At 40.8% G+C, this 25,652-nt stretch carries 18 protein-coding genes; 16 read left to right on the forward strand and 2 right to left on the reverse strand.

All coding sequences use genetic code 11. The annotated features are described in order from the left end of the window. Positions 1 to 57 precede the first annotated feature (57 nt). The 16 genes from VL525_RS21410 to VL525_RS21485 all read left to right on the forward strand — a co-directional run bounded on the left by VL525_RS21410 (position 58) and on the right by VL525_RS21485 (position 20,945). Positions 58 to 3,429: an amino acid adenylation domain-containing protein gene (locus VL525_RS21410; RefSeq protein ID WP_325389547.1), complete on the forward strand. Its 3,372-nt coding sequence runs from the start codon at positions 58 to 60 to the stop codon at positions 3,427 to 3,429. A 103-nt stretch (positions 3,430 to 3,532) separates the two neighbouring features. After that, on the forward strand, positions 3,533 to 3,970 hold the full coding sequence (locus tag VL525_RS21415; RefSeq protein WP_325389549.1) for a GNAT family N-acetyltransferase: 438 nt from the start codon (positions 3,533 to 3,535) through the stop codon (positions 3,968 to 3,970). 447 nt (positions 3,971 to 4,417) lie between these two features. Next, entirely contained in the window at positions 4,418 to 5,209 is a 792-nt protein-coding gene (locus VL525_RS21420; RefSeq protein WP_325389551.1) for a polysaccharide biosynthesis/export family protein, read from the forward strand. A gap of 4 nt (positions 5,210 to 5,213) precedes the next feature. Beyond that, a complete protein-coding gene (locus tag VL525_RS21425; protein ID WP_325389553.1) occupies positions 5,214 to 7,595 on the forward strand; it encodes a GumC family protein in 2,382 nt (793 codons plus the stop codon). A 160-nt stretch (positions 7,596 to 7,755) separates the two neighbouring features. Then, on the forward strand, positions 7,756 to 9,117 hold the full coding sequence (locus tag VL525_RS21430; protein WP_325389555.1) for an oligosaccharide flippase family protein: 1,362 nt from the start codon (positions 7,756 to 7,758) through the stop codon (positions 9,115 to 9,117). Between the two features lie 19 nt (positions 9,118 to 9,136). Beyond that, positions 9,137 to 9,760, forward strand: coding sequence for an acyltransferase (locus tag VL525_RS21435; protein WP_325389557.1), 624 nt, complete (start codon positions 9,137 to 9,139; stop codon positions 9,758 to 9,760). A 681-nt stretch (positions 9,761 to 10,441) separates the two neighbouring features. Continuing rightward, entirely contained in the window at positions 10,442 to 11,140 is a 699-nt protein-coding gene (locus VL525_RS21440; RefSeq protein ID WP_325389559.1) for a hypothetical protein, read from the forward strand. Between the two features lie 19 nt (positions 11,141 to 11,159). After that, the gene (locus VL525_RS21445; RefSeq protein ID WP_325389561.1) at positions 11,160 to 12,026 is read left to right on the forward strand and encodes a glycosyltransferase family 2 protein; all 867 of its coding nucleotides are present in this window, start codon (positions 11,160 to 11,162) and stop codon (positions 12,024 to 12,026) included. Positions 12,027 to 12,038: 12 nt separating this feature from the next. After that, on the forward strand, positions 12,039 to 13,301 hold the full coding sequence (locus VL525_RS21450; RefSeq protein ID WP_325389563.1) for a glycosyltransferase family 61 protein: 1,263 nt from the start codon (positions 12,039 to 12,041) through the stop codon (positions 13,299 to 13,301). A gap of 135 nt (positions 13,302 to 13,436) precedes the next feature. After that, positions 13,437 to 14,648: a glycosyltransferase family 4 protein gene (locus tag VL525_RS21455; protein ID WP_325389565.1), complete on the forward strand. Its 1,212-nt coding sequence runs from the start codon at positions 13,437 to 13,439 to the stop codon at positions 14,646 to 14,648. Positions 14,649 to 14,734: 86 nt separating this feature from the next. After that, positions 14,735 to 15,922, forward strand: coding sequence for a glycosyltransferase family 4 protein (locus VL525_RS21460; RefSeq protein ID WP_325389567.1), 1,188 nt, complete (start codon positions 14,735 to 14,737; stop codon positions 15,920 to 15,922). A gap of 24 nt (positions 15,923 to 15,946) precedes the next feature. Beyond that, positions 15,947 to 16,855 carry a sugar transferase gene (locus VL525_RS21465; RefSeq protein ID WP_325389569.1) on the forward strand — a complete coding sequence of 303 codons (909 nt, stop codon included), beginning with the start codon at positions 15,947 to 15,949 and terminating at the stop codon, positions 16,853 to 16,855. Position 16,856: 1 nt separating this feature from the next. Next, positions 16,857 to 17,402 (forward strand): acyltransferase, encoded by a 546-nt coding sequence (locus VL525_RS21470; RefSeq protein WP_325389571.1) that lies wholly within the window; start codon positions 16,857 to 16,859, stop codon positions 17,400 to 17,402. A gap of 254 nt (positions 17,403 to 17,656) precedes the next feature. Continuing rightward, positions 17,657 to 18,385 (forward strand): ChbG/HpnK family deacetylase, encoded by a 729-nt coding sequence (locus tag VL525_RS21475; protein WP_325389573.1) that lies wholly within the window; start codon positions 17,657 to 17,659, stop codon positions 18,383 to 18,385. Beyond that, positions 18,358 to 19,146, forward strand: a complete 789-nt coding sequence (locus VL525_RS21480) for a WecB/TagA/CpsF family glycosyltransferase (RefSeq protein ID WP_325389575.1) — start codon at positions 18,358 to 18,360, stop codon at positions 19,144 to 19,146. Before VL525_RS21475 ends, VL525_RS21480 begins: the two co-directional genes overlap by 28 nt. Positions 19,147 to 19,544: 398 nt before the next feature. Then, a complete protein-coding gene (locus VL525_RS21485) occupies positions 19,545 to 20,945 on the forward strand; it encodes an undecaprenyl-phosphate glucose phosphotransferase (protein ID WP_325389577.1) in 1,401 nt (466 codons plus the stop codon). A gap of 335 nt (positions 20,946 to 21,280) precedes the next feature. Here VL525_RS21485 and gmd read toward each other — a convergent pair whose 3' ends face one another. Together gmd and VL525_RS21495 are read right to left on the reverse strand one after the other, a co-directional pair. Next, on the reverse strand, positions 21,281 to 22,393 hold the full coding sequence (gene gmd / locus VL525_RS21490) for a GDP-mannose 4,6-dehydratase (RefSeq protein ID WP_325389579.1): 1,113 nt from the start codon (positions 22,391 to 22,393) through the stop codon (positions 21,281 to 21,283). Positions 22,394 to 22,576: 183 nt separating this feature from the next. Beyond that, on the reverse strand, positions 22,577 to 25,369 hold the full coding sequence (locus VL525_RS21495) for a right-handed parallel beta-helix repeat-containing protein (RefSeq protein WP_325389581.1): 2,793 nt from the start codon (positions 25,367 to 25,369) through the stop codon (positions 22,577 to 22,579). Between the last annotated feature and the right edge of the window lie 283 nt (positions 25,370 to 25,652).

Genomic DNA, 25,652 nt, shown 5'->3' on the forward strand with positions numbered 1-25,652 from the left:
ATATAATTGTTAATTTTAGTTTATAATTAATACAACCCGTACCCCAAAAAGAAAATAATGCTTGATCTTATCTTATCCGATGAAAAATCTTATGATGTTGAAATAGGTTACTGGAAGCAGAAATTACAGGGCGCCGCACCTGTGGTTTTGACCACCGACTTTAGCCGTACATCTGCCGCAAACCGTAATAACGCCTCTTTTAAGTTTACAATTGACGCCGGCCTGGTAGAACGCTTAAGGTCCTTAAGGGAAAATACTGACAATGAATTGTTTGCGAATTTGCTGGCCACTTTTAAAGTTTTATTGTACAGGTATAGTAACCAGGAAGATATTTGCGTTGGCAATATTATTACGCAAAAGATGGATGCGGATGATACAGAAACCGGGCGAATTAACATGGTCGCTTTACGCGATACGTTAAATGGGGAAGACTTATTCAGCGACTTATTAAACCGGGTAAAAAACACCACAGTTGAGGCGTACCAAAATCAACGCGTTCCTTTTAATTTGGTAGTGAATAGTTTGGCTAAAGATCACACAGGTGCGAATCCATTTTTTAATACATTGTTTTCGATACAGCATTCGGTTAATGAACCTTTAAAGAAAAATGCTGCCGGATATGATATTTCATTGGTTATTAATGGCTCTTCACCAGAATTGGAAGCTGAATTATTTTATGACGCTAATTTGTTCAAAAAGCAAACTATTGAGCGTATGGCGGGTCACTACGGGCAACTCCTGAAATCGATAGTTGAAGATACGGGCAGTAAAATAGGTGCATTACCTATGTTGACCGCATCTGAAGCAGAAGATATTCTTGTAAAATTTAACGATACCTTAACGTACTACCCGGCAGAAAAAACCCTTGTTGACATTTTTGAAGAACAGGTTGCTAAAACGCCTGATGGTATAGCGCTGCGTCAGCATGATAAAACGCTGACTTATACTGAACTTAACGAAAAAGCCAATCAGCTTGCCCATTTCCTTATTGAACACGGTGTACAGTGTACCGATAATATCGGCATTATAGCAACGCGTGGTTTCAATATGATCATAGGCATGTTCGGTATCATGAAGGCCGGCGGAGCTTACGTGCCTATCGACCCTGAATATCCTATAGACAGGCAGGAATATATCCTGCAAAATTCTGCAGCAATAAAAGTGATCGCTGACGGTGACTACCCTTTGCAGGACCTGGTGCCGCCAGATCAATTTATTAAGATAAACACGCTTGACCTTAGTGGTTACAGCAATGCAAATCCAGGGCTTGAAATAGACAGCACCCAATTAGGCTATACGATATACACATCCGGCTCAACAGGCAGGCCAAAGGGGGTGATGATAGAACATCATTCGGCAGTTAATTTGTGCCTTTGGGTGAATAAGGAATATAATGTAGGCCCAGATGACCGGCTTTTATTTATTACATCGATGTGTTTCGACCTATCGGTTTATGATATTTTCGGTATGCTGGCAGCGGGCGGCTCGGTTGTAATAGTAGAGCAGCAGGAGTTGATGGATGTTCCGAAGCTAAAAGATATGATGCTTAATTATGGCATTACATTCTGGGATTCTGTGCCAACAACCATGGATTACCTGGTAAGGGAATTGGAAAGCCGCGATAACGACTACGTACAGGAAACTCTGCGGGTTGTTTTTATGAGCGGCGACTGGATACCGGTCAACCTGCCCGCCAGGATCAAAAAATACTTCCCTCAAACAAAAGTTATCAGCCTGGGCGGTGCAACTGAAGGCACGGTATGGTCGAATTTTTTCCCGGTAAATGAGGTAGGCAAGGATTGGAATAGCATACCCTATGGAAGGCCATTGGCAAACAATTTCTTTTATATTCTGAATGATCAATTGCAGCCGCAGCCGGTAGGCATACCGGGTGAATTATATATCGGCGGCGTAGGCGTTGCGCGGGGTTATGCCAACGACGAAGCCAAAACTAGCTATTCGTTCGTGAAAGACCCATTTAGCGATAAAGCTGGTGGCCGTATGTACCGTACCGGCGACCTTGGGCGAATGCTGCCCAGTATTAATATGGAGTTTATAGGCCGCAAGGACAACCAGGTGAAAATTCGTGGGTACCGTATTGAATTAGGTGAGATCGAAAGCGTTTTGGCCCAATGTGATGTGGTAAGGCAGGCAGTTGTTTTGGCCAAAGACGATAAAGACAAGAAAAAACGCCTCGTGAGTTACGTGGTTGGCAAAGGAGATTACAGCCGCGATAAGGTTATCGACTTTCTGAAGGCGAAACTGCCTGATTACATGGTGCCTACCCTGTGGATGGAGCTGGACGAATTGCCCTTAACATCTAATAGTAAGATCGATAGGAAATCACTCCCTGATTTTGATGCAGAAGAACAGCTAAAGGATAATTATGCTGCTCCGCGAACGGAAACAGAGAAGGCGGTTGCTGAAATATGGCAGGCTGTATTAAAACTACAACGCGTAGGTATTGATGACAATTTCTTCGATATCGGCGGGCACTCGCTGCTTGCCGTGCAGATAATGACGCGCATCGAAAAGAAATTACGCAAAAAGCACCCTATCGCTGTTTTGTTTCAATATCCTACCGTGGCCCAGCTGAGCTCTTTTATAGAAAAGGAAGATACGAAGAATATCAAATGGCGCACCATCGTGCCAATAAAACCTACCGGCAGCAAAATGCCGTTATACATCGTGCACGGGGCAGGCTTAAATGTGCTTAATTTTCACGACCTGGCGTCGATGGCAGACTCTGAACAGCCTATTTTCGGTATACAAGGGATAGGTGTTGATGGGGAAGAAGCGGTGTTTAAAAACATTGAAGATATCGCATCTTTTTATACAAATGAGCTTGTAAAACATAACCCAACCGGTCCTTACGCCATTGCCGGATATTCGATCGGCGGATTTTTGGCAGTGGAAATGGCCCGTAAAATACAGGAGATGGGTAAGGAAGTAAAAATGCTCATTATTTTCGATACCGACGCTGACAATGCCCGTGAAACCGAACCGTGGTACGTCATCATGCCGAAAGTGATGAAACGCTATTTACCAAGGTTCCTGGGTGGCAAAAAGTCGCTCAGGAAACAGTTGGCCTATAAATTCAGATCCAATAAAGAAATATTAACCAACAAGGTTGGCCTTCAGGGAAAACCTGAATCAGCAGAATATTATGCCTTACTTGATTCGATTAAGGGGAGATATTTTGCTGCATTTAAAGATTATAAGCTGACCCCGGTAAATGTTAATATACATCTTTTTAAGGCTGATTTTAATGATCATTATAACGATGACGAAGTTTATCTTGGCTGGAAGAAATATACAACAAAGGATGTAAAGCGATACCTGGTTCCTGGTAATCACCTGACCATGATGGTTCCGCCAAATGTTTCCAATCTGGCTGAAGAGTTACAGCAAGTATTAAATAACGCCTGACCGAACAATTTTTTGAATTCCGTGTTAAACGACAAAAGTCTCCGGAAAAGCATATAGCTGAAAACCGGACAGAATTAAAACAACTATTGATAATATATTCCAAATGACGATAAGGCCCCTAACCCAAGATGATATAGAGCAATGCGCCCGAATTTATGTGCAGGCATATAACAGGCCCCCCTGGAACTACAATTTCAGCCATGAGAAAGCGGTAAAATATCTTACTGAATATACGGAACGAAGCAGGTTTGTGGGATTTGTATTAACGGAGGGAGATAATATTGCCGGCGCAATGCTGGGACACTCTAAAACCTGGTGGACAAACGACCTTTTATATATCGATGAATTATTTGTGAGCCCTGAAAGCCGTGGAAAAGGTTATGGAAAAAGCTTGCTCGATCATGCCGAAGATTATTCGCGCGAACAAGGATATGAAGTAATTACACTAATGACCAACAAGCACATGCCTGCGTTCGAGTTCTATAATCATATAGACTATATACCGGCCGAACATTTTGTATTTCTGTTTAAGCCTGTTTAGGAATTAAATAGGTTTTGACGCGTATAATAAAGCGGAGATTTAAAACAGAAAATGCCGGATAGCCATAAAACATGCAAAGCAGAAGACGCCAATGCTGATAGTGTATATCGACACGATAAGGATTCGATCAGTTTTTGTCATTTGAGCTGGGGTGGTCATAAATTGGAAATTGAACTTTAATAGCTGGTTAACTTTCTATTTAATTTTTACGGAAGTTAATACGAGGGGGTTACAGTTTTTTGAAAAGAATTTGAAAAATATTTTTTGATAGAGTAAAGCAATATTTTGGAATGCATTTAATTCGAATTATTCAAACTTATTTATTGAAATTACGTTTAAGTTGCGGTAGAAAGAAGCCGTTTGTGGCCCAGCGTCTTTGTACCTTTTATGTAAATATTTTTACTTATTTTCGGTGGGCTTAATTAATTAAACTAAAACGTAGATAAAATGAAGCGTACTTTTATCAACCTTGTTATCGTAGGTTTATTGTTTTTCGCGGCATCTTGCGGTACTTACAAGCAGGTACCGTATTTCCAGGATCTTGACCGTTCGTCTGTTGTATCGCAGGAAATTAAAAATTATTCACCATTTACCATACAATCAGGTGATATATTGGGTATCAGCGTCACAAGTAATTCCGATCCATCGGCCGTGGCCGTTTTCAACTATAACTTAAACAGGGTAAATGGTGTCAACTCCGATTTTACTCCAAGTAACGCGGTTGTAGGCTACCTTGTTGACAGCAAGGGTAATATCCAGGTGCCTTACCTGGGTACGATGAAAGTGGCTGGTTATACTACAACTGATTTAAGAGATCAGCTGGAAAAATCGTTGGTAAAATATGTTAACCTGCCAGTAGTAAACATCCGCATTCTTAATTTTAAAATCGGCGTTATGGGCGATGTGATGAAGCCGGACGTCTATACTTTCCAAAATGAAAAAGTGTCAATACTCGATGCCCTAAGCAGCGCAGGAGATCTGACGATAACCGGTAAGCGTCAGAACGTGTTACTGATCAGGGAAGTTAACGGCAAACGGGAATTTATACCTATCGACCTTACCTCTAAAAAGCTATTCGAATCGCCTTACTATTATCTACGAAATAACGACATACTTTATGTGGATCCCGATCGTACAAAATTTGCTCAATACGATACGGGATACCGAACCGCATCGCTTATAATTTCAGCTGTGTCGGCCGTATCACTCGTTATCACCGTAATACTATACCACAAATAACTATATGTGTGCCCAAACATCTGCTACAAGTCGAAATAAACCCAAACCGGTTAATAACGAAGAATTATTAAATTTTCGTGAAATAATAGGTAAGTATCTCTATCACTGGCCATTATATATTCTATTATTGGTTATATGCGGTGGTGCAGGCTTTATATATTCAAAAATCGTAAAACCGGGATACGAGATAAAAGCCTCCATTGTACTGACCGATGACAGGGATAACAAAACAAGTCATAAGGATGTGCTGGATCAACTGGAGGTTACTGACGCCCCGCAGGTTGTTGAAAACGAAATTGAAATATTGAAATCGAGAAACCTTGTTGGTAAGGTTGTATATGATCTCAAGTTGTATATCAATTACAGCCGGGATTCAAAACTCGTTAAGAAAGAGGACCTTTACAAGAAAAGCCCGGTTGAATTCGAATTGCTAAGCGGCCAGCTTTTGGGCGATCATAAGTTCCAGGTTGTTATACAGGATACGAGTACATTTTTATTAAAGGGCGCTTTTGATAAGGCAAAATTGTTCCATTTTTCGAACGTCCTGTCAAACAGCTTTGGTACCTGGAAATTGAATCCGACGAAGGATATTAAGGACTATATTGGTTCGACAATAAATATTACCGTATCAGACCCTAATGCCGTTGCCAATGGTTTCCAGGGCGCCATATCGGTTACATTGGTAGATAAGCAAGCTTCAACTATAGAATTAAGTTATACCGACCAACTCCCGCAAAGAGGGAAGGATGTGGTAAACGATTTGATTTACCGATACAACGAGGAGAATATGAATGCTAAAAATCTCCTTACACAAAATACGCTCGATTTTATAGATAAGCGCCTTGCTTCGCTAAAGGGCGAATTGTCGACAGCGGAAAATGATGTGCAAAGCTACAGAAGTAGTCGCGGTATTAATGATATCAGCAAACAATCAGATTCATATCTGCAGAATACTCAGGTAAACGATCGGGATATGCAGGATGTTGATATCCAGCTTGGTACAGTGCAGGCAATTGAAAGCTATGTGAATTCGCCGGGCAGATCAAGCGTACCATCAACAGCAGGCATAACAGACCAGGGACTGTCGTCGCTGGTGCAAAAACTGGTAGATCTTCAGCAGGAACGGGAAAGGATGCTGGCTAACACCCCTGAAAGTAACCCGATCTTCGACCCTATAAACAGCCAGATAAAAGCAGCCCGCTCAGCTATAAAAGAAAATATCGCGAGCACAAAGTCAACCTTGCTCGCAAAAAAGCGTCAGTTACAAAGTTACGGGAACAAGGCACAGACACAAATAAGGGATGTGCCGAAACAAGAGCAAGAATTAGTGAGCCTGATGCGCGCGCAGCAATTAAAAGAAACACTTTATAATTACCTTCAGCAGAAACGGGAGGAGGTAGCACTAAGCTATGCTTCCACTCAGGTTGATGCACGAACAGTAGACACTGCTTATGTGGTGCCTCCCAAAGGATCAAAGAGATTGATCCCTCTCGCCGCAGGGCTTGCATTAGGTTTGTTTATCCCTACGGGTTTGATCCTCGGCAGACACACGTTTCGTAACAGGATAAGCACAAATAAAGATATTACAAGGGCGGTATCCATTCCGATATTGAGTGAATTAACCTTTGAAAAGTCGAAAAACCCTATAGTTGTACATGACAGGGGTAAATTTGCACTTGCGGAAGAATTCAGGACCCTGCGGACAAAACTTCATTATCTGCATGAAAAAACAGATAAAGGGCGGGTGACATTACTTACTTCGAGCATAGCTACAGAAGGAAAAAGTTTTGTGGCAACTAACCTGGCTGTGGCATTGGCTGCATCAGGGAGGAAAACGATCATCCTGGAAATGGACTTGCGTAAACCAAGGGTTACCGCCGTTTTGGACATCCAGAAAGACCATGTGGGTATTTCAAATTACCTTATCGGCGAGGCTACAGAAACCAAGATTATTCAAAAATCAGAATTGTATCCCAACCTGGATGTGATGGGAAGCGGGACCATCGATACTAATCCGTCGGAATTACTTGAGCAGGAAAGTACAGTTAAGTTATTTGATTGGCTTCGGGAACACTATGATGATATTATAGTGGATACGCCGCCAGTTAGTATCGTTACCGATGCAATTATACTTTCGCGCTTGGTTGATGTAACACTTTATGTAGTACGCCAGGGCTATACGCCGAAAACCATTCTGCCTTTTATGAAGAACCTTGAAGAAGAGCAACATTTTCCGAAATTGAATATCGTATTCAACGGAATCGAAAAAGGACGGTATGGATATAGCGGTTATACTTCATATGGTTACGGGGATTATATTGAAAGTAAAGAAGCCAGGAAAAAATATTCACGGGGAATATTCAGTGATTTTTTCAAGAGGTTTTAAGTAAGGCACTTAATTCAAGTGTTCCGTTTTCTTTGGGTATCGATTCATCATTCACGTCCGGAAGATTTTTACTGCCTTCCATCCAGATGTCCAGGTAATAAAAGTTAGCGTAGCAGATTTAAAGCGGATGGATTCTTATATATAATTTAATAGATAACTGATGATATCGTATTTGAAAAGTAAGGTGCAGGGTTTTTGGAACGGCGGTCATGAGCGTACTCTTAAGATAAAAAGAAATATTATCTACACGCTCCTTATAAAAGGTGCGGGCGTTCTGATAGGGTTTATCTTAATCCCCATGACTATTGGTTATGTGACTAAAGGTCAATACGGTATCTGGCTCACCATAGCTTCCCTGGTAATGTGGATGAATACTTTCGATATCGGATTAAGTAATGGATTGCGAAACAAAATGGCCCACTCGCTTGCCCTGGGCGAACGGGACAACATAGTAAAATATATCAGCACTACTTACGCTATTTTATTTCTGATATCCGTTACCATCTTTCTAGCTTTCTTTCTAGTCGGTTCCTTTTTTGATTGGAATCAAATGCTGAATGTTAAAGATACAGTGAGTTACAATATTTGGCCGATAGTTCTTATCGCAATAGGGTCGTTTTGCGTTCAATTTTTCCTTCAACCTATAAATAGTGTGCTGATGGCCGCACATCAGCCATTTAAGTCGTCATTGATACTGTTATTGGGCCAGGTCTTAACATTTGTTATTATTTTACTGCTTACCATGTTTACACATGGCAGCCTGTTTTTCCTGGTTTTTGCTGTTGCTGGGTCGCCCTTGGTGGTATTCCTTTTTGCTAATATTTATCTTTACAGTACTGAATTTAAGCTTTATGCGCCCAAATTCAGTTTTATCGACTTTGGCAGCGCCCGAAGTCTGCTCAGTACCGGCGGGGTATTCTTTTTTATTCAGATGGGTGCAGTGGTATTATATCAAACCGATAATATCCTGATCACACGTACGCTCGGTCCCGACGAAGTAACGACTTTTAATGTAGCCTATAAATATTTTTCGCTTATTTCGGTCATATTCAGCATTATTATGACGCCTTACTGGAGCGCATTTACAGATGCCGCTGCCAAAAATGATTGGGGCTGGATAAAGCACTCGTTAAAAAAAATGCGGATGATATGGGTATACGTCGGTGTGCTTACCACTATACTTTATTTGTTCTCGTCAATTTTTTATCAACTGTGGCTGCATGGCAAAGTTGACGTCCCGAATTTTTTATCTCTTAATATGGCCATATTTGTTCTGACAGTGGCCTGGCAGTCTATTTACGCCTATACGCTCAACGGTATTGGGAAATTGCGGATTCAACTGATATTTGTAGTCGGTACAGCCATATTGAATATTCCGTTGTCTATTGTACTGATACATTGGATAGGTGTCTCTGGCTCTGTGATAGCAAACACAGTTATGGTGTTACTTATGAATGTGATTTTTACCTACCAGGTCAATTTGATAGTCAAACAAAAGGCGGCCGGGGTCTGGAATAAATAACTATACTCTTCTTATTGTAATGAAAACACACGTATACATATATAAGCAGTTAAAAAAGATATATATTATTAGCTATTTAAAATGGGTAAAAATACCTGTTTGGTTCAAATTAAAGGTAAACGACGTGCAGGTTGGTAAAGGTCTCCGGTCAAACGGTGTTCCTGTTATAGATGTATGGGATACAGGCAAGTTTTCGATAGGTGAAAATTTTCTGATGAATAATGGAAAAAGATTCAATGTAATAGGCAGGCAACAGCCTTGCTACTTTATTGTATATAATAATGCAGTGCTGGAAATCGGTAATAACGTGGGAATTAGCGGAAGCGCCTTCATTTGTTTTAAAGGAATCAGCATTGGGAATAACGTACGCATTGGCGGTAATGTGGCCGTTTATGATACTGATTTCCATTCACTTAATAAATATCACAGGCGGGATGGGAAATTAGATATAGCAAATACGCAAAGCAGAAAAGTTATTATTGAGGATGATGTATTTATTGGCGCACATTCTACCATTTTAAAGGGTGTTACTATCGGCGAAGGTGCAATTATTGGTGCCGGATCTGTCGTTGCAAAATCAGTTCCAAAGAATGAGATATGGGCGGGCAACCCGGCCAAATTTATAAAAAGCGTTACTTATTAAACTATATAGCTGTACGATGTTAATTAATTTAAACTTACAACCCGCCAAAATCGTTAAACATCAGAAATAGAGAAAGGCTACAGCCTGGATGATCGGATCATTATGTATTATTTCCTCACTATACTATTTATGCTGGTTTCGTCTCGAGCGAACTTCATTTCTTATATCGAGGCATTTCCTATCATCATATCTGGTATTTTCTTTGTAGCCGGGGTACAACTAAGGAGATTTACCGAATCTGATTTTCGTCTTTTTGCAAAATTTGCAGTAGTGTATTTGGTTTTTATAACGGTGAGGTTTTTGTTTTTAAACAACGTCGGTTCGTTTTTTTATTTCAGTGATCTTAGTTTTTTATTTAAACGTATTCTATTTGCTTTTTTGTATTGTGCTGTTCTTAAGGAAAAGGCTGTTGAGTATTTTGCAAAAATCATTGTTCATGGCGCCATGGTGTCGCTTTTCTTTTACCCGTTGCAATTGATCAACGGACCAATGGTTTTCGCTATAGGGAGTGCCATCCACCTCCCGCCACGGGTTGGTAATCCTGAATATACGAATTTCCTCATTTTTACTTATGACGGCGGACATCATATCCGAAATTGCGGTTTCGCGTGGGAACCGGGTGCCTGGGGGTGCTATATCGTAATGGGATTACTCCTGCATTTTTTATTAAACAGGTTTAAAATGGACAAGCATGCATGGATATTGGTTATATCCGGCATTACGACATTATCTACAACAGCTTACCTGGGATTGCTTTGTGTCTTTTTATTGTACTATCGAGTCCGTGGCGGCAAACTTCTGCCATTTCTTGTAATTGCCGTACCTATACTGGCCGTTGTCGCTACACAATTGCCTTTCCTCCTGGATAAGATTGAAAAGACATACTCAGGCGATATGCATGATATTAGCTCGCTGGATGAATTGGCAGGCTGGTACGATAAAACAGGGGAAGGCGAAATCCATCTCAACCGCTTTGGTAGCGCTATCATTCTCTGGAACCTCTTTCGGTGGAAACTGATTTGGGGAATATCAAATGGTTACCAGGGCGTAACTCCGGTGTTGCATAACGTTAATATTTCCAATGGCGATGTCGACTTCTTTGCTAAATTCGGGGTTGTAGGATTCGCATACCTGATGCACAAATATATCCTCCTTTTAAAAAGTTTTATACACAAAAATGAATACATGATTTATTGTGTGTTGATTATAATTGTATTGGCATTTGGCGAGCCAATGTTGATATTTAATTTTACAATGGCGTTTTTGTTTTTATACCATTACGTAAGTCCGGAGACTCTGGGATGGAATGAAGAAGAGGAAGACGAAGATGAAATTGAGGAAGTGGAATATGATAATCTATCTTTAAAAAATTCAAATTAATTCGATAAAAAAAATAATAGTGTCAGCTACCCCAATAAAGATCGCATCGCTCGCATGCTCCTATAACAGGAAAGAAAAAACAGCCGCATTTTTAAAAAGCCTGCTTTCGCAAAAAATCCCGGGCGGATATACATTAGACCCGTACTTGCTGGATGACAATTCATCTGATGGCACAGCGGAATATGTGAGGGCGAATTTTCCTTCCGTCACTTTAGTTGAAGGTACCGGCTCGTTATATTGGGCAGGGGGTATGCGCACAGTATGGGCGGTTGCCAGGAAAAGGGCTGATTATGATTTTTATCTTCTGCTGAATGATGATGTCCGCTTGTTCGACGATACTATTGCAAGGCTTTTGGAGGCTTATAAACTGTCAAAATATGAGCAGAATGTTTTAGTGGGTACTGTAAAAGACGACGAGAAGTTAACGATTACTTATGGTGGGCACAAACTGATTAAAAAGCAAACCGGAAAGGTGACCACTGTTGTGCCAAGCGATACAGAATTGCTCGAATGCGATCTCGGTAATGCGAATATCATGATGGTGGATAAGGCTACTGTTGAGAAAATTGGTATATTGTCGGATTCGTTCACACATGGTCTTGCGGATTTTGACTATACGTTGCGGGCTGTGAAGAGTGGTGGCAAAGCGTGGGTGGCGCCGGGCTATTATGGTTATTGTATTAACGATCATGGAAAAAGCTGGTTGCCTGGTAGTGTTCCCTTGAAAAAAAGGATAGCTTATTTATATAGCCCGACGGGAATATCCTATAAAGAATACCTGCTATATACGCGCCGCCATTTCCCATTGATATTACCAGGCGTATTTGTAAAAGCATGGTTAAAAACATTATTTCCGATACTTTACGATAAGTTTAAAAAGCAATAAGATATTTACCGTATGCTCGACAGCCTAAAGCCTGCTATCTACGCCTTTGTAAAGAAAAACCCCCGTATACGTAATGCTGCGATGGCCGTGCTGGGTGTTTTTATGAAAACGAAGGATTTTGCTATACGCGTAATTACACGAGCCGAAACATTCGGACCCCCGATTGGCATTATCGACTATAAATCCGACTTTAAAAATAACATAGGAACAGGTAACCTTGCATGTGTTACGGCTTTTACTGAGGTATCGGAACCAATAAGCGTTAGCAGGGACCTTCCTGTTACCATAGATAAAATTCCGCATTGGAACTTCCGGCAAAAACAATCCGTAACCGATCCGGCCACTTATGTGATGGAACTAAAGGACTGCAGGGTATATGATGATGGCATAGTTATTACTCCGGATAACCTGATGCTCGGTAGTGTCTCACAATTTATTGAAGTAGGTGAGTATATTAAAGATCTAACGCAACACCCCATATTTTCAAAAAAAGAGCTGCCGCCATTGAAGAAAGTAAAGGGTACTATAGCGGTATTGTCTGCACCATCGGGAAGGGGATACTATCACTGGATGTTTGATGTTTTACCACGGATACAGTTGCTTAGAAATGCTGGCTACGATTTTAATAAGATCGATAAATTTCTGGTAAATAATTATATATCAAGGTTCCATATCGAAACGCTGAATATGATTGGCATACCAAGGAATAAGATCATGGAGAGCCAGTATAACCCGCACATACAGGCCGAAAAGTTAATAGTTCCCTCGCTGGTTGGCGATACAGGCAGTATACCTAAATACGCCTGTGATTTTTTAAGGGCCGAATTCCTTCCCAAGATCGATAGGAATAAGAATCATTCGAAAAGAATATATGTTAACAGGGGGCAAGTGGTGCACCGGCGCGTGACAAATGAACCTCAAATAGTTGAACTGCTGCAACAATACGGTTTTGAAAGTATAGCCCTCGAAACAATGTCGCTGTTAGAGCAGATAGCCGTAATGGCAACGGCCGAGGTGATTATAGCACCGCACGGAGCCGGGCTGACCAATATTGTATTTAGTGAACCAGGAACCACAATTATCGAATTTTTACACCCGGGTGCTGTAAATGTAATGTACTGGACTATAGCCGCCGATATGGGATACAAATATCATTATCTCCTGTCAGAAGGAGATGCTCCGCCCGATTTCGTTAACCCTTATCTAAACGGTAATGACATGACCATCAGTATAGATAAGCTAAAGGACTTATTAGCGTTGGCGGCTATAAATTAAATTTTTAACTGTTTTTATTAACTAAAACTCAATTTTGACCGTATAAATGGCTGCTGTTCTTGCTGATGGAAGTGCGTACTAAAGTTGGAAAACCGATGTTTGGCAACGAAAGGCAGGATTTATAAATAATGAAAAATGAAAAAAGTACTTCTGTCTGTATTTGCATGCCAACCAAAAAAGGGATCAGAGTTCAGCAACGGCTGGAACTGGGCTATTGGCCTTGCAAATAAAGGTTATGAAGTACATTGCCTTACCCTACGGACCAATCGTCCTTTTATTGAGGAGGTTGAGGCACCGGCAAACCTTCATTTCCATTATGTTGAGATGCCGTTCAAATTGCAGGCAATGCATAGGTGGTCGCAGCCCACACTTTATTTGCATTACATTATGTGGCAACGGCTTGCCTATAAAATAGCAAAGCGGCTGCACAAAAAGTTCAAATTCGACCTGGCGCACCATATTAGTTGGGGAAGCCCGCAAATGGGTTCGTTTTTATATAAACTGGATATCCCTTTTATTTTTGGCCCTGCAGGTGGCGGACAAAAGGCACCTGAAGCCTTTAAGAAATATTTCCTTGGCCATTGGGCATCAGAGATAAAAAGAGAGAAAGTTTCTGACTTTTTGGTGAAGAACAACCCTGCATGCAAAAAAATGCTTAGAAACGCACATGCCGTTATTGCATCTAACCAGGAAACCGTGGAATTTGTAAAAGATATCGGTGCAAAAAACGTTTCATTGTCTATCGACCATGCGTTGCCGGATAGCTTTTTCCCGGAAAAATTCACTCCGAAAATTCCAGTGCCCGGTACACTAAAAATGTTGTGGGTAGGCCGTTTTATGCCCAGGAAGGGCTTATTGATGACGCTTGATGTTATGACCAGGCTGAAAGCATATCCTAACATTACGCTTACCATAGTAGGCGATGGGGAAATGAAAGAAGATATCATTAAAAAGATAAATGATGACGGACTTGGGGATACGGTGACAATGACGGGAATGATCCCATACGAGCAAGTTAGAGAATACTATTCGAGCTGTGATGTTTTCTTTTTTACCTCCCTGCGCGACTCGTGTCCCGCTCAACTTACCGAAGCAATGGCCTTTGGTATGCCTGTGGTAACGATAAACCTTCACGGACAGGGGTTTGTGGTAAACGATGATACAGGTCTCCGTTGCAACTGCGATACGCCGGAAATAGCTATCAATGAATTAGAAAAGGGTATTATGGATTTATATAATAACCCCGCAAAGGTGACTAAGATGAGCCAGGCTGCATTTGAATTTGCAAGAAAACAGACCTGGGCGGCGCGGATCGATGAGTTGGTAAAGCGTCATTACCCGGTTTAATTAAAAGATCGGTTTATTTAAAATTAAGCCTTTCGGTTAGTAAATTAGCCGGAAATAAAGAATATCAGGAAGGAACTGAATAATAAGTGAAAGTTTTAATTGTACATAACGACTTTAGGGTATATTGGAAAGGCAGATTACTATATCTGAAAAACTATCTTTCGGATAGAAATATAGATTTTTATGCCATAGAGCTTTTTGGAAAAGGATCGCCTTATTCATTTGATACTTACGAGAACAAAGAACAATGGTGGACCTGCCTGTTCCCGGACCGGAGTTATGATGAAATTTCTATCAGTGTTATTAAAGAAACCTTCCTTAAAAAGCTGGATGAAATAAATCCTGACGTTGTAATAGCCGGGTCGATCGTTTTTTTTGCGGGGGCATTAGGTTTGCGGTGGGCCAAAAACAATCATAAGAAGTTCATCATGTTTGATGATGCAAAGCCATCACAAATAAAAAGAAACTTTGTTGTGCAATGGGTGAAAGACCTTATTACGAAACAAATTGATGGCCTTTGGCTTCCTTCAAAAGATTACGATGAAGCTTACGAAAAGTTTATAGACAAGAACTCCATTGTATTTTATGGGTATAATTGTATTGATAACGATTTGTTTCGATACAAAGAAAAAAGATCGATCGACTTTACAACCGTTATCTGTGTTGCCAGGCTGGTGCCGATAAAAAATATAGACTACCTGCTGAGGGCCTGGAAGCTGATTGAAAAAAGGAGACCTAATTACCGCCTGGTGATCATTGGTGATGGCCCTGAATTTGTTAATTTAAATGAGCTGACCCTGAACATGGGCCTGAAAACTATTGTTTTCCTTGGCGCAGTTAATAACAGCGATATTCCAACCTATTTCTATAATTCATCAGCATTTGTTTTGCCAAGCCTTTCGGAAAGCTGGGGCTTGGTTGTAAACGAGGCTATGGCTTCAGGCTTACCCTTACTGATCAGCAACAAAATAAACGCCGCAAATACACTTTTGAAAGAGGGGGTAAACGGCTTTGGTTTCGAGCCGTCAAATGTAAAAAGTATAGCCGAAAATATAATCAGGTACATCGATCTAAGCCTGGAGGACAAGAGGAAAATGTCTCAGAATTCATCCAGTATTATAAGTGAAATGGATTATGAAAACATGGGCAAGGAGTTAATTTGTGCGCTCTCGAGATCGGAAACAGTTCCCAACAAAAAGCCAAGTGCATTAGCTTCGGTGCTTATCAACAGGTGGCACGGCAGGTATAACACGTCGGGCTGGGATAAATTGTAAATTTAAAATCTTCTGCATCTACATATGAAACTGGCTCCTATTTTATTATTCACTTACAAAAGGTTTGAAAGCCTAAAGGATACCGTGCAGGCACTGCAGCAGAATTCTCTTGCTGCAGAATCTGATCTTTATATTTTTTCTGACGGGTGCAAGAAAAACGAAGACCTGGAGCAGGTAACAAAGGTCCGGGAGTTTATAAAGACGATAACCGGTTTTAAAAAAATAACAATAACCGAGCAGGAAAAAAACAAAGGCCTCGCCAATTCTATAATCGATGGTGTCACATCAGTTATGAAATTTTCGGACAAAGTAATCGTTTTGGAGGACGATTTGTATACCACTCCAAATTTCCTGAATTTCATGAATGATGCGCTTGACTTTTATGCAAGTAAACCAAAGGTTTTTTCGGTCTCTGCATACTCATTTGATCTGGGAGAAAGTAAAGCTGACACGGACGATGCCTATTTCGTCAATAGGGGATGGTCATGGGGATGGGGCACATGGAAGGACAGGTGGGATGATGTTGATTGGCAGGTAAAGGATTACGAGAATTTTAAGAACGATAAACGCAGGAGAAAAGAATTTGCCAAAGGCGGAACTGATCTGAACATTATGTTACACAGGCAGGTGAGCGGTTTAATTGATTCCTGGGCCATCCGCTGGTTTTATCATCAATATAAAGTTGGAGGGCTTACGCTGTACCCTGTTCATTCCAAAGTGCGAAATAATGGTTTTGATGAGTATGCCACACACACAACGGGAGCAGCTTATCGCTTTGCTCCGTCGCTCGATGCAGAACAATTGACAAAGTTTAAATTCCCTGAAGTAGTTGCGATAAATCCTTATTATCAAAGTAAGTTTCAGAAGAAGATGGGGGTTTTGGAGCGAATAAAGTATAGGTTGAACAACATTTTTAGAAAAATTTTCAAATAGTATGCTGATCGACTATTTAAAAAAGCTGCGTGACCTTTACCTGGTGAAAGTTAAGTGGTCGCAATATAAAATAGGGAAAGGATTCCACGCAGGGGCCCGCGTGAGCTTGTGGGCCCGCGACACGCTGATCATAGGCGATGATTTTTATATTGGACGCGATTCGTTAATAGAAACCGATTGCATTATAGGTAATCATGTAATGCTCGGTAATAAAGTGGCGATGATTGGCAGGTACGACCATAACTTCCAACAACCAGGTACGCCGATAAGGCTGGCAAGCCAGGTGCGGGATAACGACTATAAATGGCGTGGATTACACGATGTGATCATTGTGGAAGACGATGTTTGGATAGGTTATGGTACGGTAATAATGGGCGGTGTATGGATAGGTACTGGAAGCATAATCGCTTCAGGCTCTATTGTAACAAGAGATGTGGAACCGTACTCCATTTACGCGGGAAGCCCTGCGGTAAAGTTAAAAGACCGTTTCGATTCAATTGAGGATCTTGAAAAGCATAAACAATTGTACAAGCTTAATTATCAATAGATAAACTGGTATAAAAGTAAAGGTTATGTATCTATTAAAGAGGTAATAGGCAAGAGACAGAGAGTAGCTGTTAATCGCAAAAATAATATCCTGATACTGAAACCAAGTCTGCACTATTTCTGTTACATTCAGAGTTCAGATAGTATATTTGAATTGCCCGATGAGGGCGACGAATGGCTGAGGCCAGTGATCATATCTCGGAAAAGTCTCTAAACCAGGTTTGATCACTTTTTAGCACCGTTTTAAAATATAATATGCAGTTACCCGGTAATATAATAGCCAACGCGGATGACCTGGGCTATGACGAATTTGTAAACAAAGGCATTTTACAATGTTTTGAACGGGGTTACATTAACAGCACATCGTTAATGACCAATATGGACGGTTTTGACGAAGCTGTGGAGTTGATACATTCAAGCCGTATAATCGGAAATGTTGGCGTCCATGTTAACCTGGCGGAAGGTAAGCCGTTAACCGATTTTAAAGAGGATTTCCTGGATCCGGCAGGAAATTTTGACGTCGGCAAAACAAATAAGGTGTTGATAAATCTAAGCGACGTGGGTAAAAGCGCGTTTGCAAAAGAAATAAACGCGCAAATAGAAAGGGCGTTATCAAGAAAAGTAAATATTATACATATCGACTCGCATTTGCACCTGCATACGTTACCTGCTTTTTATAAATTGTTTCTGGCGGCTGCCAAACAACATAAATTGAAGATCAGGCTCGCCCAAACTTATAATGAGGGAAGCTATGTAAAGTTTTATTACAGGAAATATATCAATAACCTTTTCAGAAAAAACAATTGTAATTATTCCAACCGTTTTGAAACGGTGGAAAGGTTTTTGGAGTATAAAAGCCGAGCAGACAAAAACTTAAAGGTAGAAGTGATGTTGCATCCCTGGATCTCAGGTTCCGGCTTACTTGAAGATCACTATGATAAAGACACATTAACAAGATGGATAACTTTTTTGAAGAATCAGTAATCGTAAACGAAATGGCTCCATTCGAAACAATAGAACTGTTTGATTATTCTATACTTTCTTCTGAGATCGGCTTTTTACAGACCGATGCAAAATGCGTTGTTAATACCATAAACCAATATTCTTATATAATTGCAGAAAAAGACCCTGCGTTCAAAAAAGCGTTGCAAAACTCAGATATTTTGCTCCCGGATGGAATAGGGATTGTTGTGGCCGCTAAAGTACTGGAGAAGAAAAAGATAAGAAAAGTTGCAGGAGCGGATCTTCATAAATATTTGCTTGAAAAGTTAAATACAGAAGGAGGAAGCTGTTTTTATCTTGGTTCATCAGAGAAAACGCTTGCAAAGATTAAGGAACGCCTTGAACGGGAATACCCCAATATAAAAGCGGGATTTTATTCCCCACCATATAAGCCCAAATTTAGCGACGAGGATAACGCTGCAATGATCAGCGCTGTAAATGACTTTAAACCAGACGTACTTTTCGTTGGTATGACGGCACCCAAGCAGGAGAAATGGAACGATGAAAATAAAGATAAGCTTGAGGCTAATGTAATATGCTCGATAGGGGCGGTATTCGACTTTTATGCAGGCACCATCACGCGCCCCGGCAAGGTTTGGATAAAGCTGGGGCTCGAGTGGTTTGTCCGGCTGTTAAAAGAACCTAAACGCATGAGTAAAAGATATATATACTACGGTGCCCCATTTGTTTGGATGATCATAAGCAGGAGAGTCGGTGGTGTATTTAACGGCTCCAAATCATAACCTCACAACCCTGTAATCCGTATTAGTTCGCACAGATGTTCTTACATAAATTTGCCTGTTCGCAATTTCGGTGTTTAGTATTTAATACATTGTTTTGTTTACAATCTGGCAATAAAACTGCGTAAGGATTAAAAAAATGCTATTAATTTAATAGACTTTATAGTATTAATTTTATCATGTATTAAATTACTCAAATGGGGAGTTTATTACACAGAGTTCACATACAGGCAACGAGTTAGAGTATAAGGAGTATGTATTAAAGGCTAAATCTATACTCGGTTTTTACGCATAACCCGTGCGTGTATTTACGGGAAAATGCAAAAAAAACGTATTAGGACGGGTATAATTTAATTTGAGCATAGTTATTGCATACCCTTAGTCACAAAACCCTTGAAAATATGGTACACAGGTACAAACAATTTTATAACGCGATCAATTTAACTCTGGACTATCTTGTTCTCAATATTTCGTTGATTGTGGTGTATAATTTATTGGACAGCTCGCTAATACCGTGGATGAACAATAAGAGCTATCTTCCTGTAGTTTTAGTGTTCAATCTTTTATGGCTGCTATCGTCAAATATCACGAGTCTTTATAATTCGGTTTCTGACGACGATCTTAAAGTTTACCATAGCGCTATTAAAACATACCTGTTATACCTAAGCTTAATTTGCACTATAATATTACTGGTTATAGGCACCAAAACTTATTTTATTACTAAAGAATACCTGTTTTACTCTATGTCGCTATTCGGCGTTCTCTTGGGCGCGTGGAAAGTGGTATTTTTTGCTTTGCGAAAAAGTGACAGGGTATTGCTTAGCAATTCGCGCAAAGCCATTATAGTAGGAGCAAGCCGCGCCGGGAACGAGCTTTATAACCAGTTTAACAATAAAGTATTGAAGGGTTATGATCTGCTTGGATTTTTTGATGATGAACCTTCAAAAGTAAAACAGCAGCATTTGTACCTGGGTAATACCAGCCTGTGCATGGATTACGTGCTGAAGAACAATGTAGACGAAATATTTTGTGCGTTACCTTATTCTGAACATAAAACTATTGAACGGCTAATGTCTGATTCGGACAAAAACCTTATCCGTTTCAAAATTGTACCGGAATACCATGAATATTTCAAGAATACCTCATACTTGCAGAACCTTGGCAACATTCCTATTCTTTCTGTACGTGCGGAACCTTTGGAAAATATATTAAACAGGGCATTGAAACGTGCTTTTGATATTGTATTCTCACTGATGATTATTTTATTCGTGTTCAGTTGGTTGTTTCCTGTCCTTGCTATATTGATCAAATTAGAGTCGAAAGGGCCTATATTTTTCAAGCAAATGCGTTCGGGACGCGATAACCATGCTTTCCTGTGCTATAAATTCAGAAGTATGCGGATCAACAAAGATCTTGAGCACAAGCAAGCAACCCTGGGCGATCCACGCATTACCAAAATCGGTACTTTTATGCGTAAAACAAGTCTTGACGAATTGCCGCAATTCTTTAACGTATTATTGGGCAATATGTCGGTAGTCGGCCCGCGCCCGCACATGCTTAGCCATACCGAGCAATATTCACAGTTGATTGACCAGTTTATGGTTCGTCACTTTATGAAACCTGGTATTACGGGCTGGGCTCAGATAAACGGCCTTCGCGGTGAAACCAGGACAACGGAGGCTATGCTTGAACGCGTTGAAGCTGACGTTTGGTATCTTGAAAACTGGACTTTCCTGCTTGACCTTAAGATCGTAGTCAATACGCTTTTAAAATCGATAACCGGCGATAAAAACGCATACTAAACCTGCGCTTTATAACAATTTTAAACCCTCATCTTTGAGCTGGATATTTATGTCCAGTCTCTTAAAGGTGAGGGTTGTCCATTTAAGGCACTTAATGATGGCTAGTTTGGTTTGAGTAATGAGGTGCGAACGGACAAGGCATCCTGTGACCAGTGCACGATAAACGCGGTTGCTTATTGGTAACTGCAACCTGGTGTAGCAGACCACGCAAATAAAGTTAGGCGAATGCTTTAAGGCGAACGAATTTATCAACCAATATAAAGGAAATCTTCCCTAAGAAAAAGCCCTTCCGGAAACTCCGAAAGGGCTTTTTTAAAATTTACAAGGTACAAATCTTATTCGAACTGATTCTTTATAGCGTAGCCATATTCTTTCAGTAGTTTTTCTTTCCTAAAGTGGTCGACGTCGGTTGCAACCATTTCGCTTACCAGCATGGCAAGGTCGTATTTGGGTTTCCACCCAAGTTTGGTATTTGATTTTGTAGGATCGCCGATCAGCAATTCAACTTCGGTAGGGCGGAAGTATTTTGGATCGACGGCTACAACTTGTTTCCCAATTTCTAATTGATAATCTGGATGAGCGCAAGATACTACGTATCCTTTTTCATCAACACCTTCACCGCGGAATTCAACTTCAATACCCACTTCTTTAAAGGCAAGGCGTACAAACTCGCGTACACGGGTAGTAACGCCGGTTGCGATTACATAATCCTCAGGCACTTCCTGTTGCAGGATCAGGTACATTGCTTCAATATAATCTTTTGCATGGCCCCAATCACGCTGCGCATCAAGATTACCCAGGAAAAGGCTGCCTTGCAGGCCGAGCGCGATTTTGGCTACGGCCCTGGTGATCTTACGTGTTACGAACGTTTCGCCGCGTAAAGGACTCTCGTGGTTAAAAAGAATACCGTTGCATGCGTAAATGCCATAGGCTTCGCGGTAATTAACCGTGATCCAGTAAGCGTAAAGTTTTGCTACCGCGTAAGGCGAACGGGGGTAAAAAGGTGTAGTTTCTGACTGAGGAACAGCCTGTACCAAACCGTACAATTCAGAAGTAGAAGCCTGGTAAATTTTCGTTTTTTTCTCCAGACCGAGTATCCTGATAGCTTCAAGCAACCGCAGTGTACCAATACCATCAGCATTGGCAGTATATTCAGGAGTATCAAAGCTCACTTTCACGTGCGACATGGCGCCCAGGTTGTATATTTCATCGGGTTGTACCTGCTGAATGATCCTGATGAGGTTTGTGGAATCCGAAAGGTCACCGTAGTGAAGCTTAAACTTTACATTAGTCTCGTGCGGGTCCTGGTACAGGTGGTCGATACGGTCAGTATTAAACAGGGAACTTCTTCTCTTGATACCGTGCACTTCGTAGCCTTTATTTAATAAAAATTCGGTTAAATAGGCGCCGTCCTGTCCGGTTACCCCTGTAATTAATGCTTTTTTCATTATTTATTACTTTTTGCTAAGGTGGATATTCTTTTTAATTATCTTTTTTACGTAATAAGACCAATTTTGTTTACATAATAACAAAATAAAGCGCCTTTATCTTTTACGAAGATAAATTTTTATCCTGTCCGAAAAAATTATTTGAGACGAAATTTTATTACTTAACTTTTGGTATACAACAAGTTAAATAATAACGACTTTGCTCGCCTGGTTAAGGCCGTCGCCGCTTAGTTGCAAAAAGTAAGTTCCCGGTTTGGGCTTTTGGTTAAGATCAAGCCGGTAACTGGTATCCGTTACCTGCACCTGCTGATTCATGATCACGTCTCCGCGGGTGTTCAGTAATTTGATGTTAAGATTCTTGACATCAGCACCGTTAAAGTTGATAATGATATATTCACTCGCCGGATTAGGGTAAACCCCGATGGTTGCGTTACTCTTTTGCACTGCATTGAAGGCCAGGATATCGTTCGCAGCTTTGGGCTCAGAATAAATGATTGGGGGTTTAGTAACGGTAGTATCCTGTTTTTTTATCAATAAGACCGAAGTGAACGGGGCGAGTGTTGTACTCACCTTGTAAACGGTATTCTTAGCGTCCACATAGGTACTCGCAAGCTTAACCACCTTGTTGCTAGTGGTATTGTTGTAGGCAAAAAGTAATTGCGTATTGGGGTCGATCAACGTTGCGGTGGTCGAATAAAAATTCAAATTGTCAAGATAAATGCTTACGTCCTCATTCTCAAGCCTTAACACTACTGCGGTGTTAGCGCAAGCAGAGGTTGGCGTTATCATAAGAGTGTTTTCCGTCCGGTTGCTATCCAGCAATAAGTATTTTGTTTCGGACACCTGGTTATACGGGGCGCTGTTGTTTAACAGGAAAATAGCCAGCCTTCTGTAACCATGGGTAGACTTCATGCTGAATTTGACCATGTAGGGTGCAGCTGTGGTAACCGGCCCTACGTTGAACTGAAGCATAGGATTATTTCCTGCGGAGCCGGATATAAAGGAGAAATATCCTTTAAATGTTCCTGCGTCTAATACGCCGGTATTATCCCAGCTTGCCTTAAAGTTACCATTGGCTGACCATGACACACCGCCATTTATATTTTTGCTAAATGCTCCATTGTTAAAAAATGTTCTTTTAGTGGTCAAAGTGACGTTATAAAGCGGTAGCGAAATAGCATTATATGATGAAATATCCTTGTTATAGTTGTGTTGCCATAAAACCAGGTTTATTAAAACACCATTATAACTGATGGGAAATATGTTATCTATTGTATTTGAATAATAATTCCCGCTCCAGGTAGCAAATCGGGGAATGTCGTTCATAATTGATTGCAACGATAATGTAAACTGCGTTTTATAAGCTGAATAAATGATATTGTTTGTGACTGTGTTATTCTTGATAGTATATTTAGTTCCATTATGCTGAAACAGGACCTGGCAAAGCTTATTATTGAACAACGTGTTGCCATTTAGGACGTTATTGCGCGCATGGTGGAAGTATACCCCTGTTAAGCAATTGGCTATCGAATTACCGGTCATTGTAACACCGGTAGTATTGTCGTCGAGGTATATGCCCGATGCACAACCCGGGAACACGCCTGTCGATCCGGCCGGGGCACCCACCGTGTTGACTAAAATATTACCAGTTAATTGTATACCTACGTGATTAGTTAATGAATCTACGTCGCCTGCATAGGTATAGATAGCGCCGCCATCATCCTTAATTAGTTCAAAATTATTAACATAATTATTTTTTACAATTGTATTATCGCCCCCAAAGTCGATACCGTTGTATCCAACATTAACTATGGAGTTATTTGAAATGGTTGCCCCTGTGTTTGGCCCGGTTACAATAATACCCTCATAACTTGCGGCATCGTTAGGAACGCCCATACCCGCAACAATGCCGATATTGGTCAGCGTATCGTTACTAACAGTTGTATTTGTCTGGTTTCTGCTTACTATTCCATTGCTGGCGGTGTTTTGAACATTGCAATTGGAGACAACCAGGTTAGTGGTAACATTTGCGTACAAACCATGTTGACCAGCGTTACTCAGGGTGCAATTAGAAACGATAAATCCGGTAGACGTGAACAGATTAATCAAGCTTAAGTTACTTCCAATAAGTGCCAGCCCCTTTATCGTGATGTAATTTTGTACGCTGAAATTTACCAGGTAATCATAGCCTGCAACCATAACGCTTCCGTTTGTCGGTGTGGTTGCGCCGAAATACATCAGTATCTTTTTGTTAACAGCATCGTAATACCATTCACCGGGTGAATCGAGCGTTGATGGGTGATTTTGGAAAAAGAACCCCCAGTTATTGATAGGTTGGTATGCAGACGTTTCTGTATAGTTTACTACGGTAGCGGTGTTAGTCGTTACCGTACCATGCGTTATTACCCAATGATTTTTCCGAAATACGATATCGGCGCCGGCCCAGTTCACAGCGGTATTTAACTGGCTGCTTACCACCTGTGTATTGGCTGTATGACTGTCAATATTAAGATAGCCACCATTTGTGGCGCTCGCGTTGGGATATCTGCCTATGGCTTGCGAAACGCCGTTCAGGGTAACCATATTAACTGTTGCACCTGCAGACGGGCACGTTGCTGAGTATATACCGCCGCCCATACTAACCCATGCGCCGGTTGAAACAAGTCCCGTGATGATTGGCCGCGCGCCGGTTCCCCACGACGAAATAACAATAGGCGACCCTGCGATGCCTGATTTTGTTATGCTTATGCTTCCGGTAAACGTTTCGCCGCATTTGAAGAGGATGGAATCACCGGGTTTCATCCTCGAAAAATTTGTATTTAAAGCAGCGATTGTTTTCCAGGGGGTAGTTTTGCTTTGAGCCTGCAGGTAGGTATAGGTATCATTACCGGTGCTTGCCGATAAATAATAATTTATGGCATGGCATTGTATAGCCAGCAAAAATACTGCAGTGAATGTTATAAACCTCGGCAACATATAGCTCAAATCAAGAGGTAGAATTAATCAATAGTGGCTTTTTTTACGAAATTTGGCTTTTTTGGTTTAGAGATTTAAGGAATTTTCTATGTGTTTTTACAATGCTAATTGCATAACTATCAATGAATTAGGCAGGTGTAAAATGTTACTTAACGAAGAAAAAAAATGCTTACGATGACTTTTTGAACAGGAAAGTGGCAAAAAACAGGAGTATTAGGACCCCTAAAATGATATAATGCAGCTGTGGAACGTGGTAGTTTTTATCCTGGATTTTGAAAGTCAG

The organism is Mucilaginibacter sp., assembly GCF_035492695.1.
In the GTDB taxonomy this organism is placed as follows: domain Bacteria; phylum Bacteroidota; class Bacteroidia; order Sphingobacteriales; family Sphingobacteriaceae; genus Mucilaginibacter.